This window comes from Haliovirga abyssi, from assembly GCF_030295325.1.
Classification (GTDB): Bacteria; Fusobacteriota; Fusobacteriia; order Fusobacteriales; family Haliovirgaceae; genus Haliovirga; species Haliovirga abyssi.
In genome coordinates this window covers 1,059,063-1,075,847 of record NZ_AP027059.1, presented here as the reverse complement: position 1 = coordinate 1,075,847, position 16,785 = coordinate 1,059,063, and the positions used below count along the sequence as shown (strand labels likewise).

The 16,785-nt window shown below is 27.2% G+C and carries 20 protein-coding genes; all 20 read right to left on the bottom strand.

The features are described 5' to 3' along the window. Positions 1–40 precede the first annotated feature (40 nt). Positions 41–325, bottom strand: a complete 285-nt coding sequence (locus RDY08_RS04790) for a DnaJ domain-containing protein (RefSeq protein ID WP_307905295.1) — start codon at positions 323–325, stop codon at positions 41–43. Continuing rightward, positions 325–1,164 (bottom strand): ATP-binding protein, encoded by an 840-nt coding sequence (locus RDY08_RS04785; RefSeq protein ID WP_307905294.1) that lies wholly within the window; start codon positions 1,162–1,164, stop codon positions 325–327. Before RDY08_RS04785 ends, RDY08_RS04790 begins: the two co-directional genes overlap by 1 nt. Before the next feature lie 218 nt (positions 1,165–1,382). Beyond that, on the bottom strand, positions 1,383–1,757 hold the full coding sequence (locus RDY08_RS04780) for a NifB/NifX family molybdenum-iron cluster-binding protein (protein WP_307905293.1): 375 nt from the start codon (positions 1,755–1,757) through the stop codon (positions 1,383–1,385). Positions 1,758–1,832: 75 nt separating this feature from the next. After that, positions 1,833–2,708, bottom strand: coding sequence for a damage-control phosphatase ARMT1 family protein (locus RDY08_RS04775; protein WP_307905292.1), 876 nt, complete (start codon positions 2,706–2,708; stop codon positions 1,833–1,835). A gap of 21 nt (positions 2,709–2,729) precedes the next feature. After that, entirely contained in the window at positions 2,730–3,800 is a 1,071-nt protein-coding gene (locus tag RDY08_RS04770; protein WP_307905291.1) for a TDT family transporter, read from the bottom strand. A gap of 112 nt (positions 3,801–3,912) precedes the next feature. Further along, the gene (locus tag RDY08_RS04765; RefSeq protein ID WP_307905290.1) at positions 3,913–4,260 is read right to left on the bottom strand and encodes a DUF5320 domain-containing protein; all 348 of its coding nucleotides are present in this window, start codon (positions 4,258–4,260) and stop codon (positions 3,913–3,915) included. Between the two features lie 138 nt (positions 4,261–4,398). Further along, complete coding sequence (locus tag RDY08_RS04760; RefSeq protein WP_307905289.1) at positions 4,399–5,634, bottom strand: iron-sulfur cluster carrier protein MrpORP; 1,236 nt, start codon at positions 5,632–5,634, stop codon at positions 4,399–4,401. A 10-nt stretch (positions 5,635–5,644) separates the two neighbouring features. Beyond that, on the bottom strand, positions 5,645–6,469 hold the full coding sequence (locus tag RDY08_RS04755) for an MBL fold metallo-hydrolase (protein WP_307905288.1): 825 nt from the start codon (positions 6,467–6,469) through the stop codon (positions 5,645–5,647). After that, positions 6,432–6,797 (bottom strand): hypothetical protein, encoded by a 366-nt coding sequence (locus RDY08_RS04750; RefSeq protein WP_307905287.1) that lies wholly within the window; start codon positions 6,795–6,797, stop codon positions 6,432–6,434. The genes RDY08_RS04755 and RDY08_RS04750 overlap by 38 nt, the downstream gene beginning before the upstream one ends. 56 nt (positions 6,798–6,853) lie before the next feature. Further along, on the bottom strand, positions 6,854–7,390 hold the full coding sequence (locus RDY08_RS04745; RefSeq protein WP_307905286.1) for a permease: 537 nt from the start codon (positions 7,388–7,390) through the stop codon (positions 6,854–6,856). Further along, positions 7,387–7,869 (bottom strand): permease, encoded by a 483-nt coding sequence (locus RDY08_RS04740; protein ID WP_307905285.1) that lies wholly within the window; start codon positions 7,867–7,869, stop codon positions 7,387–7,389. Before RDY08_RS04740 ends, RDY08_RS04745 begins: the two co-directional genes overlap by 4 nt. A 164-nt stretch (positions 7,870–8,033) precedes the next feature. Next, a complete protein-coding gene (locus RDY08_RS04735; RefSeq protein WP_307905284.1) occupies positions 8,034–9,401 on the bottom strand; it encodes a sigma-54 interaction domain-containing protein in 1,368 nt (455 codons plus the stop codon). 334 nt (positions 9,402–9,735) lie between these two features. Continuing rightward, the gene (gene thrC / locus RDY08_RS04730) at positions 9,736–11,208 is read right to left on the bottom strand and encodes a threonine synthase (protein WP_307905283.1); all 1,473 of its coding nucleotides are present in this window, start codon (positions 11,206–11,208) and stop codon (positions 9,736–9,738) included. A 2-nt stretch (positions 11,209–11,210) separates the two neighbouring features. Beyond that, the gene (locus RDY08_RS04725) at positions 11,211–11,816 is read right to left on the bottom strand and encodes an XTP/dITP diphosphatase (RefSeq protein WP_307905282.1); all 606 of its coding nucleotides are present in this window, start codon (positions 11,814–11,816) and stop codon (positions 11,211–11,213) included. Beyond that, positions 11,806–12,555, bottom strand: a complete 750-nt coding sequence (gene rph / locus RDY08_RS04720) for a ribonuclease PH (RefSeq protein ID WP_307905281.1) — start codon at positions 12,553–12,555, stop codon at positions 11,806–11,808. The genes RDY08_RS04725 and rph overlap by 11 nt, the downstream gene beginning before the upstream one ends. Then, positions 12,540–13,112: a Fe-S-containing hydro-lyase gene (locus RDY08_RS04715; RefSeq protein WP_307905280.1), complete on the bottom strand. Its 573-nt coding sequence runs from the start codon at positions 13,110–13,112 to the stop codon at positions 12,540–12,542. Before RDY08_RS04715 ends, rph begins: the two co-directional genes overlap by 16 nt. Next, positions 13,109–13,948: a fumarate hydratase gene (locus tag RDY08_RS04710; RefSeq protein ID WP_307905279.1), complete on the bottom strand. Its 840-nt coding sequence runs from the start codon at positions 13,946–13,948 to the stop codon at positions 13,109–13,111. Before RDY08_RS04710 ends, RDY08_RS04715 begins: the two co-directional genes overlap by 4 nt. A gap of 166 nt (positions 13,949–14,114) precedes the next feature. After that, complete coding sequence (lpxB, locus tag RDY08_RS04705) at positions 14,115–15,197, bottom strand: lipid-A-disaccharide synthase (RefSeq protein ID WP_307905278.1); 1,083 nt, start codon at positions 15,195–15,197, stop codon at positions 14,115–14,117. Then, positions 15,197–16,003 carry an LpxI family protein gene (locus RDY08_RS04700; RefSeq protein WP_307905277.1) on the bottom strand — a complete coding sequence of 269 codons (807 nt, stop codon included), beginning with the start codon at positions 16,001–16,003 and terminating at the stop codon, positions 15,197–15,199. Before RDY08_RS04700 ends, lpxB begins: the two co-directional genes overlap by 1 nt. After that, positions 16,003–16,776 carry an acyl-ACP--UDP-N-acetylglucosamine O-acyltransferase gene (gene lpxA / locus RDY08_RS04695; protein WP_307905276.1) on the bottom strand — a complete coding sequence of 258 codons (774 nt, stop codon included), beginning with the start codon at positions 16,774–16,776 and terminating at the stop codon, positions 16,003–16,005. The genes RDY08_RS04700 and lpxA overlap by 1 nt, the downstream gene beginning before the upstream one ends. Positions 16,777–16,785: the final 9 nt, after the last annotated feature.

Here is a 16,785-nt window from a genome sequence, read left to right as displayed (position 1 = left end):
TCATTTCTGTTTTTAAAAAAATAATTCAAAAACAATATTTTTAAATTTTCCAATCATTCATTAATTTTTTCTCATATAATTCTTTTGGAGAAAGTTTAAAATTATCTTTTTCAAAATTTAATTTATAATTTTCAAAATAACTCAAAAGAATTTCATAAGCTTCTTTTATTTCATGAATTTTCAATTCCATCTCTTCATCATTATTCAAATCAGGATGATACATTTTAATCATATCTTTATATCTTTTCTTTAAAATTTTCAAATTAAACTTCAAAGGTAATTCAAGTATTTTTATAGCTTCTAAATATTTTTTATAAATATCCATTATTTTCTAAATTCCATATAAATTTCTTCAAAAATATCATTAAACAACTTCTTATATTTAGGAATTTTTGTTGAAAACGGAATCCCTTCAGAATAATATTCAGCAATTTTCTTATCAAAAAGTACCTCGCCTATAATTTTAATTTTTTCATCTTCACAATATTCATAAACTTCATTATCACCTAAACCAGCTTTATTAATAAATACACTAAATGGAATTTTCATTTCTCTTAACATTTCTACTACCATTTTCATATCACTTACACCAAAAGGAGTAGGCTCTGTAACCACTATTGCATAATCAACATCTTCTACTGCAGCAACAGTTGAACAAGAAGTACCAGGTGGAGAATCAATTATTACAATATCTTCATTTTTAGTAATCTCTTTTAATTCTTCTATAATTTTTACACCTGACATTTCACCTAAATTTAGCTCTCCATATTTCATCTTAATACCAAATTTAGTATCGCCTTCATATATTTTACCAATTTCTCTTTTAGAATATGTTATCGCCCCAGTTGGACAAACCATTTTGCATCCACCACATGAATGACAACTCTCTTGAAATACTAAAACTGTATTTTTAGCTGGTATTATTGCATTAAAATTACAAAAATCTCCACATTTTCCACATAAAGTACATTTTTCATTATCTACAACAGGGTACTCAACTTTCACACTTTTTGTTTCAGTTATATTTGGTTTCAAAAAAATATGTGAATTTGGTTCCTCTACATCAGTATCAATCAACATAGAATTTTCTATATTTATAGATAAATTAGTAGATATTGTTGTTTTCCCTGTTCCACCTTTTCCACTTAAAACAGCTATTCTCATTTTTTTCTACCTCTCTTTTATAATTTAGCGCTCATAAAACAATAGCTTACTAAAGGTTTCCTATAAAAAAATACATAAACGATATTTTTTTATAGGAAAATAGTAAGCACTCGTTTATCTGACCCTTAATTAAATATAAAATTATAAGCACCTAATTTTATATTTCTATCTTCTCATTTTCCTCATAATTAATTTTCTATTATCAATTATTCTTTCTTTTAAGCTTTTCTAAGTCCACTATGTTCTTCTACTGTAGAAAATTTAATTTCTTCAAGTTTATTTTCATTATAATTATTAATAGCTTCCTCTACTGTAGCACTATTTCCTTTTTTATAGGCTTTTATTTCAAAAGCTTTTAATCCTTCAGTTGCTTTTGGTCCCAATTCAGGAGCTATAACTACATCCACCTTATTTAAAGATAAAATTCTTACAGCTTTTCCTCCTGCTCCTCCACTTTCATTTTTTGCATCGTTATCTACTGTAGTTGTTTCTTTTGTTTCTGTATCAAATATTACAAAATTCTCACATCTTCCAAATCTGTCATCTACCATTGATTTTAATCCTTCACCTTTTGCTGTTATTGCTATTCTCATTTTTAAATCCTCCTATTTTTATTTTATATGCGTATATATTAGCATATATTAATATATATTAAAAGCTTTTTATTTTTAAATATTATCTATTTTTTTACAAATAAAGCTCATATTCTTTACCCCTAATTCTTTTGACACAACATCACATTTTGCCATAAATAATAGAAAAACATCATCTCTATTAATTTCATTTAAAGTTTCATAATTGCCTTGTCCTTTTGAAATTACTAAATCTGAATTAAATAATAAATCTTTAAATTTTCCAGATATATTATTTAATACTGTTCCTGGAGAATTATCTCCATTGTCTATAACTTCTGCTACTTCTTCCATATTTACATCTTTTGCATCTACTATAGTAACATCATTAATTACAGGTTCACCTCTTACTCCATAATAAATTTTTAAATTAGGAAAAGAAAATTTTATATATTCGATAAATATTTTATCAAAAACTATTTCTCCACAGTTATCTCCAATATATAGTAAAGTTTTTGATACTCTTAATTTATCATATAACTTTTTACTATCATCAATCGCAAAATAGCTATTTCCTATATCTCTAACTTTTTTTATTATATCATTTTCAGAAAATTTATGCTTTGAACCAAAATCTATTATATTTCCTAGTACAGCTATTTTCATAGCTATTTCAAATCTATTACCAGAGTTATTAATTATATTTTTTATTTCTGGAACTAATTTTAACATACTTTCATTATAATATTTTTTTATCTCTTTATATGGGTCATTTGTCATCATATACTTGTTTATTATCTTATATGAATATTTTGCTAATTCTGCCGGAGTTTTATTAAAATTTTCTCCTTTTAAATGGTCCATTAATTCTCTTACCATCTCTTCTATTTTTTCATCTTTAATATCTAATCTTCTACCTATTTTTATACCTTGATTAATTATACACGGAATACATTCTACATATGTTTTCATAATCCACTCCTATTTTATTATTTAATGCGCCTCAAAAACAGTTCCATTGACTATGCCTTTTATGGTTTTTATTCCTATAAATAGCCACATTGCTAACAGTACAATATCTATCCCATTTAAAAAATATATAAAATATTTGAAATGCACCAATTTATTAATCGCTCCAGTAGACACACCTAAAGCACCAATTGGAAATATAAAAGCCCACCAACTTAAAGCATAAGGTAATTGTTTTGATTTAATATGATGAACTAAAACTATCAACGAAATAATAAACCACCATATACTAAATCCCCAAAATGCAATACCCAAAACTTTAGAAACTGAACTTATTGCTCCAACATTTATATTATAACTTACAAATTTAGAAGCTGCAACTAATTTTACCAATATAATTGTTAAAATAGCTGTTGGAGACATGCCTATAAAAAATGTTGAGGCCAATTTAGGCATTGGCATTTCATGATAAATATATCTATGATATACAATTGCACCCACAAATAAATATAAAAACATACCTATTCCTGCTCCAATTAAAGATATTATAAAAATATTATTTCCTAAAACTGTATTTTTATAATGTGGAACTAAATCAAGCCCTACAACAGCAATTATAAGATGAGAAACCGGCGGTATAAACCAGCCAAAATTAGCATGTTGTAAATTTATATTATCACTAATATAAGTTAGTGGTAATATAATAAATCCAAATAAAAATACACCGATTGTACCTATTACAAAAAGAATTAATGCTATTTTTAAAGCTAACTCTTTTCCTAAAAAGGATTCTCCTATTCTTAAAAAATCAATTGCTAATATCAAAGTTGCTATTGCAACTGTTGGGAAAAAGCTCCCCAATACAGGATGTCTTAAATCTTTTTTTATCTCATCCATATTTGTAAAAAATCTAATAATCCATGGTATAAATAATGCAACAAATACTAATGTTGATAAAACAAAAAATATTTTTGCTAAAGTAGAATAAAAAGGGACGCTTGATTTTGCCAAACATAAATCAATTGGTATAATTCCTGTACTCATAACCACCGCAAACCAAGAAGGGCTAAAATTCTTTATTACTTTTTTCTCCATTTTATTTTTCCTCCAAATTAATATTTCATTTTAATTAATATAATTGGTGTGTTTGAATCTCATATCAAACACACCAATCTTCTGGTACGTTTTACTGATTTTCATAGTTAAATTATTTACTATTTTTTTCTAATTCTTCCAATCTTTTAGAAATAGCATCTAAGTTTGCTCTTAAAACTTTTTCTTCTTCTTTTAAATATTCTGTTTCATTAATAGCAGGTGCAGAATAATTTTCATATCCATATCCTCTGCCTCTAAATCCAAAGCCTCTTCCTGCTCCAACGTTTCCGCCTCTTCTTCCAAAGCCTCCAACCATTCCTGCTCCATTTCTTCTACCTAATCCTAATCCCAATCTACCGCCTTCTTTTACATATCCAGTAGTTTCACTCCCGCTACATAATCCTAATCCTCTTCCTGTCATTGGACCTTCATTTAATGGTCCTCTTCTGTTTCCTCTCATTTTAATCAACCTCCATTTCATAGTTTTTGCCCTTAAAACCAGGCAAATATTTCATTATAAGTGCTAATATTTTGATTTGCAAAATTTCAGCACTTATATAAAACCGATTTCTCGGTTTCATATAAGTTAAACTTAATTTTAGTGATTACATTCGTGGTCATCATCATGATCATGATTACATGCCGATCCTTTAGAATATAGATCTCCGCCTAAATATTCATTTAACACATCTTCCATACTTCCACTTGCTCCCAATATAACATCAATCTCATTAGAATGAAATATATCTACAGCCCTTTGACCCATTCCTCCAGTAATTATTATATTAACTTTCTCTTCATGTAAAAATTTAGGTAGCACTCCAGGTTCGTGTGGTGGTGGTGTTATAAATTCAGTTTTTAATATTTTCCCAGCTTCTACCTCAAATATAGCAAACTCTTTACAATGTCCAAAATGTTCTTCTACATTAACTCTATCATTTGTTGGAAATGCTATTCTCATAATTTTTTCTCCTCCACTATTTCCTGTTTTTTCTTCTTCTTTCTTTTCAGTTGTTTTTCCTTCAGATTTAGTTATTAATTCATCTACAATTCCTGTAAATATACCAGCTGCAATTCCTCCGTTATTAAAATAGATAAACGGTTTCCCACTATCTCCTGCTTCAACAATAGCTGGATCCATTGGTATTTTCCCTAAGAAATTCACACCTAACTCTTTTGCAGCAGCTTCTCCTCCACCAGATTTAAATATATCTACTCTTTCTCCACAATGAGGGCAAATAAATCCGCTCATATTTTCTACTATACCAAGTATAGGCATATTTAATAATTTTGAAAATTTCACTGACTTTCTTGAATCAAGTAATGCTACATTTTGTGGTGTTGTTACTATTACAGTTCCATCTACTTTTCCAATATTTTGAGCTATTGTTAATGGTTCATCTCCTGTTCCTGGTGGCAAATCAACTACCATATAATCTAAGTCGCCCCAATTTACATCAGCTAAAAGTTGTTTTATTGCTCCTGTTTTTGCAGGACCTCTCCAAATAATCGGATCATCAGAACTTCCCACATAAAAGCTCAAAGAAACAACTTTTAAATTTTCATGTACTTGATATGGCTCTGCTAAATTAGCAATCTTTTTTCCTTCAATACCTAACATTAATGGAATATTTGGTCCATGTACATCTGCATCTAAAAGCCCAACTTTTTTCCCTTCTAATGCTAATCCATAAGCTATATTTGTAGCAACAGTAGATTTTCCAACTCCACCTTTTCCACTCATTACCACAATTTTATGTTTGATTTTTTCTACATTTGCTTTTAATCTCATATCTTGCATTGCTTGATCATTATTTACTTGTTGTTCTGCCATTTTAATCCTCCTATAAATTTATTTTTAATCCTGTATATGCGTAAAAAATATTATCGCCTAATTTTGATTTTAAAATTGTATAACTATCAATACCTGTGCAATGATTAACTCCAATTTTATTTATTTCTAATTTTTCTAATGCTTTTATAGTTTTTTCTATTCTATCGCTTGATTTTCCTTTTAAATGTGTTCCTCCAATAACTGAATTTATTTTATAATCCTCAAAATTATATTTTGCAGTTTTTATAATATTTATAATCCCATTATGAGAACATCCTGTTATAATGTCTATTTTTTTATTATTATCATTTTTTTCAACTAAAAATAGTTCATCTTTAAAACTATCTTTTATAAATTCTTCATCTTTTTTTATAAACAGTTTTTTTTCATCATCTTCATAATCAGTATATTTTTTTATATCTCCAATTACTCTAATATTTTTATTAATATCATAAAAACCATCTACAAATATAAATTCATTATCATAATTCATATAACTATCTTTTAATTCAAATCCTATTGGTCTTATTTTCCCAGTTGAATTCGAATATTTTTCTTCTAACGCCTCTTTTTTCATAATTATTTTTGCAGTTTTATTTATATCTAAAAATCTTTTTAATCCACCTGTATGATCATAATGACCATGACTTAAAACTACATAATCAACATTTTTTAAATTTTCTCCTAATGCAATAGCGTTACATATAAAATCTCCTGTTTGCCCTGTATCAAAAATTATTTTCAAATCATCTGATTTTAATAAAAAAGATAACCCATGTTCACTTTTTAAACCTTGTTTATATACAAGGTTTTCCATCAAAACTGTTACTTCCATCTTTTCCATCTCCTAAAATAAGTTTAAATATTTTTTCTCCTATAATATCTCCTCTATCTCTAATTATATCAATATTATCTTTTATTAATTCTTTTAATAGCCCATATCCTTTACATTTTATAGCAGATGGCAATATTTTATTTACGATTTCTACAGCTTCATAACTTCTATTTAACATAACAAGAATAAATATATATTTTAAATAATCATTAACGGTTCCATTTTCATCAATCATATTCTTATATAAATTATATGCAGTTTCATAATCTTTCATCATCAAATATTTATTTGCACTCATTCTCATCCCACATCTATGTCTATTTCTCATTTCCACCACCCTCTATATTAATATAAGCAAATTTGTTTCAAAAATATTAACTTATATTAATTTTGATTATTTTCAGGTAATTTATATTCTCTTTTTTCCAATGCTCTTCCTAACATAACTCCTGTAATAATTACAAGAGGAATAGATACAATTAAACGAATAGCACTAAACTTTATTCCCAAAAATGAAGCTTCAAAAAGAACCATAGGAACACGTCCTATCCCAACAGCACCTAAAAAAACAAGCATAACTGTAAGCCTTGCTCCTTTTTTATAGATAGCATATGCAATTGGAAACGCTGCTAGAAGCCCTCCAGCCATTGGAGCTGCCAATATAAAAACCAAAATATAGCTTTTAAACCCACCATCTTTACCTAAATGTTTTTCTATAGTTTCTTTTTTTACCCATACATCAAAAAGCCCAACTAATATAAATATCGGTGGTAACATTTCAATCATTTGAAGTGCAAAATCAATAAAATTTTTACCTACTAAAACACCTGGAGTAAATTTTATAAAATAAGAAAAAGATATAAAAATAAAAAACAGAGCAAAAATAATTTTTTTAATCTTATTATTTTTTGATTTTTTCATGATAACCTCCCATTTAAAAATGCAAATACCAACGCTACAACAACAGCAATAAAAAGACTTGTTAAATTTCTTAAAACAGCAAATTTTTTACCAAAATAAGCACTTTCAACCGGAAACGATAATACTCCTACAAGCATAAGAGAAACTGAAAATGCAGCAATAACACCATATGACACTCCTTGCTCAAGAAGTATTCCACAAAGAGGATATACTATAGGACCTGGTAAAACTGTTATTGTCCCAATTATTAAAGCCAAAATCATTCCAAAATATGTATTTGATCCACCAAGATAATGAACGATCATTTCCTTTGGTACTAAATATAAAACAATTGATACCACTATAATAATCGCAATAAATGCTGGAGTTATTTTCCATAATTTTTTCACTCCCATAATTACAGCTTTCTTTGTTTTCTTTGCATTAATTAAAAATGATATTAACACTGCAACTAAAGTCAAAATATATAAAAATATCATATTTTTTTAACCTCCCTAATTTTATTTTTTACTATATTTAAATTAATTACTTACTTTCTTAATAACTTACTTATAGCAATTCTATTTCATAAATATCAATTATTAATTTGAAATAAAACATTCTTTATATAGATACCATCCCAAAACAGCATACCTTTATGCACCTACATGCCGTTTTGACTATTTTTTCTCCATTTTTCTAATCGCCTATACAATTTTTTTATATCAATTTTTAATTCTCTTGCAGTCTTTGCCTTATTTCCTTCAAATTTTTTAAGAACTCCCAAAATATATTCTTTTTCAAATTCATCTAAAGGCTTTATTTCAATATTTTCATTCAATTCGACAAGCTTATCATTTTGTTTAATTTCATTTTCCACATTATTTTTAATAGATTTATTCTCTACCAAATTATTTGGCCAGTCTCCAACCATAATCATATTATTTTTAGCAACTATAAAACTATGTTCAATAATATTTTCCAATTCCCGAATATTACCAGGATAACTATAATTAACCAAAACATTTAAAGCATCTTTTGAAATACCCATTATATTTTTTTCAAATTTAACTTTGAATTTATTTATAAAACTATACACCAAAGGTAATATATCTTCTTTTCTATCTCTTAATGCAGGCATATGCAAATTAAATATATTCAATCTATAATAAAGATCCTCCCTAAATTTTTTCTCAACAACCTCTTTTTTTAAATCTTTATTTGTAGCTGCTATAATTCTAATATCTACTTTTACTAACTTTTCCCCTCCAATTCTATAAAATTCTCCTTCTTGCAATACTCTCAATAACTTAGCTTGAAATCCATATTCTAATTCTCCTATTTCATCCAAAAATATTGTTCCTTTATCCGCTAATTCAAAATATCCTTTTTTAGTTTTTACAGCCCCTGTAAAAGCTCCTTTTTCATACCCAAAAAGCTCCGATTCTAAAACACTTCCTGGCAGTGCTGCACAATTTAATTTTATAAAAGGTCTGTTTTTTCTTTCACTATTTTTATAAATATAATTAGCTATAACTTCTTTACCTGTTCCAGTCTCTCCAGTTATTAATATTGTAGAATCCGACTTGGAAGCAACATTAGCTAATTCGATTATTTTTTCCATTTTATCTGATTCTCTTATAATAGTTTTTTCTTCGTTTAATCTCTTTTTCAGTTCTATAATCTCTCGTATATCTTCAAATAGTTCAATTCCACCAATGGTTTCTCCAACAGAATTTTTCAAAGAATAATTTTTAACTCTTATTGGCACTATTTTACCTGCTTTGTCAATTATATTCATTTCACTTTTTTCTTCTTTTGGCTCATCATACTCTATAACTTCAAGCATAGGACAACCTTTACTACATTTATTACTCTTAAATATATTTTTACAATATTTTCCCATCACTTCTTCTCTTTTATAACCAGTTATTTTTTCAGCTGCTTTATTAAAAGAAGTTATTTTCCATTCATCATTTATTGTAAAAACTCCTTCACTTATACTATTTAATATTTTCTTCGATATATCCATTTCGATCACCGCCCTATTTTGGTATGTTAAAATAGTACCTCTTTTTGAACGAATTGTCAACAGTAATAATAAAAACTTTTTTACCACATGATAAAAAATTGTATTAAAAAAAGTGTTTCCAAAGAAAATAATTTCTTCAAAAACACTTCTTTAATATAATTCTATCCATTTTCAGGCATCACCTAAATCCTCTCCTAACTTAGGAGAGGACTTTTTTGTTATTTAACTCCCCTTCTCCTAAGTTAGGAGAAGGGGTTGGGGGATGAGGTCTATAAGCCACTAAACCAAAATCCAATACTTAACCACATTGGAAATGAGCTCTTTTCGCCTAATTTTATTTTACACTTTTCACTACTACATCCTTCATCTCATCTTTTCTAATAGTTTCATTATGTAATATCTCTTTCTTATCTAACCCTTTTACCGCTCTATGTATTTCTACTTTTGTTTTTTCATTTAGTTTATCTATTGCTACAAATTCATCTTTTTCACTTTCTCCAGTTAATGCTTTTAATACATTTCCTGTAAATTTATACGGATTAGCTGTAGAATCAACTATTGTTTTTCCATCTAAATTATAATTATTTACCACTTTAACTCCAACTGCTGTATGTGTATCTAACAAATAATTTGTTTCAGAATAAATTTTAGATATAGTTTCTTCTGTTTCATCTTCACTTGCGAATCCAGCAACCATAATTTTATTTATTTTGTTTTTAGTTTCATCATCTACATTAAATTTTCCAGTTTTATTTAATTCTTTATACCAATTATCAATTTTTTCTGAATTATGTCCTGTTATTTCAAATAAAAATCTTTCTAAATTAGATGATATTAGAATATCCATTGAAGGAGACATAGTTTTATAAAAATCTCTATTTTTATTATATTCTCCTGTATTAATAAAATCTGATAACACTTTATTTTTATTTGAAGCACATATAAATTTATTAACAGGTAGCCCAATCTCTTTAGCATAATATCCTGCTAATATATTTCCAAAATTTCCAGTTGGTACAGAAAAATTTACTTTTTCTCCAATTTTTATTTTATCGTTATTTACTAATTCAAAATATGCTTTAAAATAATATATTATTTGTGGCAAAAGTCTTCCCCAATTTATAGAATTAGCTGATGATAATTCATATCCTTTTTTAGCTAACTCAGTTGCTAAAATTTTATCCGAAAAAATATTTTTAACTCCTGTTTGACAGTCATCAAAATTACCATTGATACCAATAACTTTTGTATTTATTCCAGTTGTAGTCCTCATTTGTAATTCTTGAACTTTGCTTACACCTTCTTCTGGGAAAAATACTATTATCTCTATTCCATCTATATCTTTAAATCCTTCTAAAGCAGCTTTTCCTGTATCCCCTGATGTAGCCACCAATATAAGTGTAGTTTTGTCTGTTCCAACTTTTTCTTTTGATTTTAGCATTAAATGTGGCAACATTTGAAGTGCCATATCTTTAAATGCAGCTGTTGGACCATGCCAAAGCTCTAATATATACAAATTATCTTTAATCTTTACTAATGGAGTGACATCTTTTGTATCAAAATTTTCACCATATGAATTATTTACAATTTCGCTAATTTCTTTAGAATCAAAATCTGTCAAAAATAAAGATAATATTTTTTTTGCTATCTCTTGATAATTTTCTTTTGAAATATTTTTTAAATCTTCCAAATTTAATTTTGGTATACTTTCTGGCACAAAAAGTCCACCTTCTGGTACCATCCCAAGTTTTATAGCTTCTGCAGAGTTCACTTTTTTATAATTACCTCTTGTACTAATATATTTCATAATTATTCACCTGCCTTTAAAAATTCTAAAATTTCTTTATCAAGTTTTTTCATAGCATTTGCTCTATGGCTAATATTATTTTTTAATTTTTCATCTAATTCTCCAAAAGTTTTTTTATATTCTTCCACATAAAATAGCGGATCATATCCAAAACCTTTATTTCCAACTTCTTTATCTAATATTTTTCCTTTTATTTCTCCTACATATGTTCTATATTTACCACTAGGAGAAGCAATTGTTATTGCTGAAATATATTTCCCCTCTCGCTCTGTTTTATCTTTCATCTCTTTCAAAAGCTTTTTATTATTTGTTTCATCTGTAGCATTTTCACCTGAATATCTTGCTGAATAAACTCCAGGTCTTCCATCTAAAGCTTTAACTTCAAGTCCGGAATCGTCTGATATCACAAACATTTTTACAACTTTTGCAATCTCCAATGCTTTTTTTTGACTATTTTCTTCAAAAGTCTCTTTATCTTCTATTACATCATGAAATTCATATCCATCTAACATTGATAACAGTTCTATATTATTATATTTTTTAAAAATATCTTTAAATTCATCTATTTTCCCTCTGTTTTTAGTTGCAAGAAAAATTTTATATTTCATTTATCCCCTCACCAATAGCTTGATTTTGTATATCTATTAATTCTTTAATCCCTTTTTCTGCCAAATCCAACATTTTATTCAATTCAGTTCTATCAAAAGTTGCTTCTTCTCCAGTTCCTTGCACTTCTACAAATTCATTTTTTGAATTCATAATCACATTCATATCTACCTCAGCAACTGAATCTTCTGAATATTTAAGGTCTAACATAGGTTCTCCTTTAACTATTCCAACACTTATTGCTGCTACATTTCCAAGTAAAGGATTTTCTTTTAATCTATTTTTTTTCATAAGATTATCTATTGCAAGTGCAAGTGCAATATACCCTCCAGTTATAGAAGCGGTTCTTGTTCCCCCATCGGCTTGAATAACATCACAATCAACTATAATCGTTTTTTCGCCCAATTTATCCAAATCAATTCCTGTTCTCAAAGCTCTTCCTATTAATCTTTGTATTTCCATAGTTCTTCCACTAAGTTTACCTTTTGCAGATTCTCTCATATTTCTTGTTCCAGTCGCTCTAGGAAGCATAGAATATTCTGCTGTAATCCATCCTTTCCCTTTTCCTCTTAAAAATGGTGGCACCTTATCATTTACTGTTGCATTACATATAACCTTTGTATCTCCACATTCAATCAAAACAGAACCTTCTGGATATTTTATATAATTTGTTGTTATTTTTATATTCCTCAATTCATTTAATGCTCTTTTGTCATCTCTTTCTATCATAATTCCTTCCATTTCCTTTTTCCCTCCTCATATAAGTCTTCCCCAGATGTATTATTTACTACTATCATTGGAAAATCTTCCACATACATTTCTCTAACTGCTTCAGGGCCTAGATCTTCATATGCAATAATTTTACTGCTTTTTATTCTTGATGCAATTAATGCTGCTGCTCCACCAGTTGCTCCAAAATAAACAGATTTATATTTTTTACAAGCTTCAATGACCTCTTTACTTCTTTTTCCTTTTCCAATCATTCCTTTTAATCCTAATTTTATTAATTCAGGTGCAAATTTATCCATTCTATAGCTTGTAGTTGGTCCAGCAGAACCTATTACTTCACCTGGTTTTGCTGGCGCAGGTCCTACATAGTATATCACGGAGCCCTCTATTTCAAATGGTAATTTTTCTCCTCTATTTAATGTATCTATAAATTTTTGATGTGCTGCATCTCTTCCAGTATAAATAATTCCAGTTAATAAAATTTTATCTCCAATTTTTAAATTTACCAAATCTTCATTTTTTAATGGTGTAGTTAATTTAACCGTTTTTTTTACTGATTTTTCATTCATATTAACACTTCCTTATGTCTATTTACATGACATCCAATATTAACTGCCACAGGCATTCCTGCGATATGCGTAGGATATGTTTCTATAAATAGGTCTAATGCTGTTATTTTCCCTCCAAAACCTTGAGGTCCAATTCCTAATCTGTTAATTTTTTCTAATAACTCAATTTCTAATTCTGAATAATAACTATTCTTATTTCTGTCCCCAATATTTCTTAACAGTGCTTTTTTAGCCAACAAAGCACTATGTTCAAAATTTCCACCAATTCCAACTCCTACTATAATTGGCGGGCATGGATTAGGTCCAGCTTCTTCTACTACTTTTAATACAAATTCTTTTATTCCTTCTACTCCAGCTGCTGGTGGAAACATTTTTATTTGACTCATATTTTCGCTTCCAAAACCTTTAGGAGCTACAACTATTTTTAATTTATCACCTTTTACAATTGATATATGAATAACTGCAGGTGTATTATCATTTGTATTTTCTCTAAAAAGAGGGTCTTTTACAATCGATTTCCTCAAATATCCTTTTTTATATCCTTTTGCGACACCTTCATTTATAGCTGTTTCTAAATTTCCATTAATATGTACTTCTTCGCCTAATTCAACAAATACTACAGCCATTCCTGTATCTTGACAAATTGGTTTTTTAAAATCTTTAGCTATCTTTGCATTTTCATAAAGTTGTTCGAAAATTTCTTTTCCAGTTTCTGATTCTTCTTTTGTTATTCCTTCTTTATATTTAAAAATTATATCCTCTCCTAAATAATAGTTAGAATTTATACATAATTTTTCAACTTCTTCTACTATTTTTGATGTTTCAATTATTCTCATATTATCTCCTTTTAGAAATATTTAAAAATAAATTTCTCATATCTTATAATGTGTTAATAATGCCATACAACAACAAAAAGAAAATCAATCATTCCTAAAGAACGTTTAAAAAATAAGTTTCTTATATTTTATTATTTTTAATCCATTCCTAAATAAGAATCATATTCTAATCAATTTTTCCAATTATAAATTTAGCATATTTTTTTACTATATCTCTTTTACCTAATTTTTCTCTTACACTTTTTAAATCATCCAATATATTTTCTATATTATTTTCTATATATTCTATACTTTTTTCTATATTTTTAACATTAAATTTATTTTGTAATAGTTCTGGAAAAATTTCTTTATCTAAAGTTATATTTGGCAATGAAACATATTTATAATCTATTAATAGTTTTGCTATAATTTCATTTAAAATAGATATTTTATAACCAACTATAGTTGGAATCCCTATCAAAGCTAGTTCTAAAGTAACTGTTCCAGATGCAGCAATTGCAAATTTTATATCTCTGCTAACATCCATTAAAGTTACATCTATAACTATTTCTAAATTATCATATTTTGGTATTTCTATCCAATCTAAACTTTCTTTATTGGCCAATTTTAATATGAATTTTTTTTCACTATTTATTTTTACTATTTTTAGCATTTCAGGAAGTAAAGAAACAATTTCTTGCTTTCTACTTCCTGGTAACAATAATATTTTATCAGCATTTTTATTATAATTAAATTTAAATTTATCTACTAATGGATTCCCATAATATACTATTTCTCTATTATGTTTTTTATAAAACTCCTCTTCCCAAGGTAAAATAGATAATATAAAATCAGCTAAATTAAGTTTTTTTATTCTTTTTTCTCCCCAAACCCATAGTTTAGGAGGAATATAATAAAAAACTTTATACTTTTTTTTTGTTGATTTTTCTCTTTCTTTTAGTTTCTTTAGGAGAGCTAAATTAAATCCACCATAATCAACTAAAATAATATTTTTAATATTATTTTCATCAATAAAATTTATAAATCTATTTAATCTTTTTTTTAACTCTTTATATTTAAAAATTACATCTACAAACCCCATAATAGAAATATTGTCGATATTCTCGACAATATTTACTCCAACTTTTTCAGAATATTTTCCACACATTCCATAAAATTTAGTATTTAAATTAATTTTTTTTATCTCTTCTACCAAATATGATAAATGAATATCTCCAGAAATTTCTCCTGCTGATACAAAAAAATTCATTAAATAACAACTCCTACTATAAACATATTATTTTCATTAGCCTTTTTTATTAATTTCTCTTTATCTAAAATTAACACTTTCCCAGCTTCTATCACAATACCTTTTGCTTTTATTTTTATAGCTTCTTCAAGAGTATTAAGACCAATTGCAGGAACATCTACCCTCATATCTTGTTGTGGTCTAGAAGTTTTTACTATTATACAATTATTTCCAGAGAAGACTCCAGCTCTTTTTATTGTCTCATCAGTTCCTTCTATTGCTTCAAGAGCTACTACAGCTTTTTTATTCACAACAACTGTTTGCCCTACATCAAGTTTCCCCAATGTTTTAGCAGCTTCTATTCCTATTTCAATGCTTTTTTTATCATCTTCATTTTCTATACCTAAAGTTGTATATTGTTTTTCTTCTGCTACAAAATGATTTAATAAAAAATTTTGTGGCAAAATATCAATACCATTTTCTTTTAATATAGCCATAATTCCAAATACAAGTGTTTCATCTTTTCTGTCAGGTAATTTTGAAATTAAATTTTGAAACATTTCATCTAATTTTAAATCTTGATAAATTATACTTTTTTCAACTTTACCAAGCATTATCAATTTATCTACTTTATTTAATAACAGATAACTTAATAATTTCCCTAATTCTCCTATATTAATTTGAATATAATTAGGGGCTTTTTTTAATTTAGAACTTACACTATCAAATAATCCAATTGGATACACATCATATCCAGATTTAATTGCAGCTTTATAAAAAAAATATGGTAGATTTCCATTTCCTACTAAAATTCCTATTTTTTCCATTATCTATAAATTCCCCTTTCTGATTTTCTCGCAAAATTTATTAGATATTTTATATATTCATTTCCTTCATATTTTTCTTCTAATTCAACTAATAAATCTTTCAAAGTTTTTTTACCCATATAAATCATTTTATAAGCTTCTTTTATACTCTTTATATCTTCATTACTAATTCCTCTTCTTTTCAATCCAATTAAATTTAAACCTCTAATTTTTGGATTTTCACTACCTTTTATTGTTACATATGGTAAAACATCTTTTACTATTGCTGAAGTAGCTCCGATCATAACATTTGCACCTATTTTTACAAATTGATGAACTCCACTTAGACCACCTATAACCACATAATCATCAATTTCAGCATGGCCGCCTAACGTAGCAGCATTTGCAAAAATACAATTATTTCCAACAATACAGTCATGAGCAATATGAACATATGCCATAAACAGATTATTATCTCCAATAACTGTTTTTCCTGATGCAATAGTTCCTTTGTTAATAGTTACAAATTCTCTTATTTTATTATTATTTCCTATAATTAATTTAGTATTTTCTCCATCATATTTTAAATCTTGTGGAGCTTGCCCAATTGAGGCAAAAGGAAAAATTTCATTATTTTCTCCAATTAAAGTATCTCCTGAGATAACAACATGTTCTGAAATTTTAGTTCCTTTTTTTATTACAACGCTATCACCAATAACACTATATGCTCCTACACTTACGCTTTCATCTATTTTAGCATTCTTGGCAATTATTGCCGTTGGATGTATTCTCATTTATATCAC

What these genes read in the sequence shown, in the direction of transcription:
- RDY08_RS04790 (WP_307905295.1), bottom strand. Translation starts at nt 325, where the DNA reads ATGGATATTTATAAAAAATATTTAGAAGCTATAAAAATACTTGAATTA.
- RDY08_RS04785 (WP_307905294.1), bottom strand. Translation starts at nt 1,164, where the DNA reads ATGAGAATAGCTGTTTTAAGTGGAAAAGGTGGAACAGGGAAAACAACA.
- RDY08_RS04780 (WP_307905293.1), bottom strand. Translation starts at nt 1,757, where the DNA reads ATGAGAATAGCAATAACAGCAAAAGGTGAAGGATTAAAATCAATGGTA.
- RDY08_RS04775 (WP_307905292.1), bottom strand. Translation starts at nt 2,708, where the DNA reads ATGAAAACATATGTAGAATGTATTCCGTGTATAATTAATCAAGGTATA.
- RDY08_RS04770 (WP_307905291.1), bottom strand. Translation starts at nt 3,800, where the DNA reads ATGGAGAAAAAAGTAATAAAGAATTTTAGCCCTTCTTGGTTTGCGGTG.
- RDY08_RS04765 (WP_307905290.1), bottom strand. Translation starts at nt 4,260, where the DNA reads ATGAGAGGAAACAGAAGAGGACCATTAAATGAAGGTCCAATGACAGGA.
- RDY08_RS04760 (WP_307905289.1), bottom strand. Translation starts at nt 5,634, where the DNA reads ATGGCAGAACAACAAGTAAATAATGATCAAGCAATGCAAGATATGAGA.
- RDY08_RS04755 (WP_307905288.1), bottom strand. Translation starts at nt 6,469, where the DNA reads ATGGAAGTAACAGTTTTGATGGAAAACCTTGTATATAAACAAGGTTTA.
- RDY08_RS04750 (WP_307905287.1), bottom strand. Translation starts at nt 6,797, where the DNA reads ATGAGAAATAGACATAGATGTGGGATGAGAATGAGTGCAAATAAATAT.
- RDY08_RS04745 (WP_307905286.1), bottom strand. Translation starts at nt 7,390, where the DNA reads ATGAAAAAATCAAAAAATAATAAGATTAAAAAAATTATTTTTGCTCTG.
- RDY08_RS04740 (WP_307905285.1), bottom strand. Translation starts at nt 7,869, where the DNA reads ATGATATTTTTATATATTTTGACTTTAGTTGCAGTGTTAATATCATTT.
- RDY08_RS04735 (WP_307905284.1), bottom strand. Translation starts at nt 9,401, where the DNA reads ATGGATATATCGAAGAAAATATTAAATAGTATAAGTGAAGGAGTTTTT.
- thrC (WP_307905283.1), bottom strand. Translation starts at nt 11,208, where the DNA reads ATGAAATATATTAGTACAAGAGGTAATTATAAAAAAGTGAACTCTGCA.
- RDY08_RS04725 (WP_307905282.1), bottom strand. Translation starts at nt 11,816, where the DNA reads ATGAAATATAAAATTTTTCTTGCAACTAAAAACAGAGGGAAAATAGAT.
- rph (WP_307905281.1), bottom strand. Translation starts at nt 12,555, where the DNA reads ATGGAAGGAATTATGATAGAAAGAGATGACAAAAGAGCATTAAATGAA.
- RDY08_RS04715 (WP_307905280.1), bottom strand. Translation starts at nt 13,112, where the DNA reads ATGAATGAAAAATCAGTAAAAAAAACGGTTAAATTAACTACACCATTA.
- RDY08_RS04710 (WP_307905279.1), bottom strand. Translation starts at nt 13,948, where the DNA reads ATGAGAATAATTGAAACATCAAAAATAGTAGAAGAAGTTGAAAAATTA.
- lpxB (WP_307905278.1), bottom strand. Translation starts at nt 15,197, where the DNA reads ATGAATTTTTTTGTATCAGCAGGAGAAATTTCTGGAGATATTCATTTA.
- RDY08_RS04700 (WP_307905277.1), bottom strand. Translation starts at nt 16,003, where the DNA reads ATGGAAAAAATAGGAATTTTAGTAGGAAATGGAAATCTACCATATTTT.
- lpxA (WP_307905276.1), bottom strand. Translation starts at nt 16,776, where the DNA reads ATGAGAATACATCCAACGGCAATAATTGCCAAGAATGCTAAAATAGAT.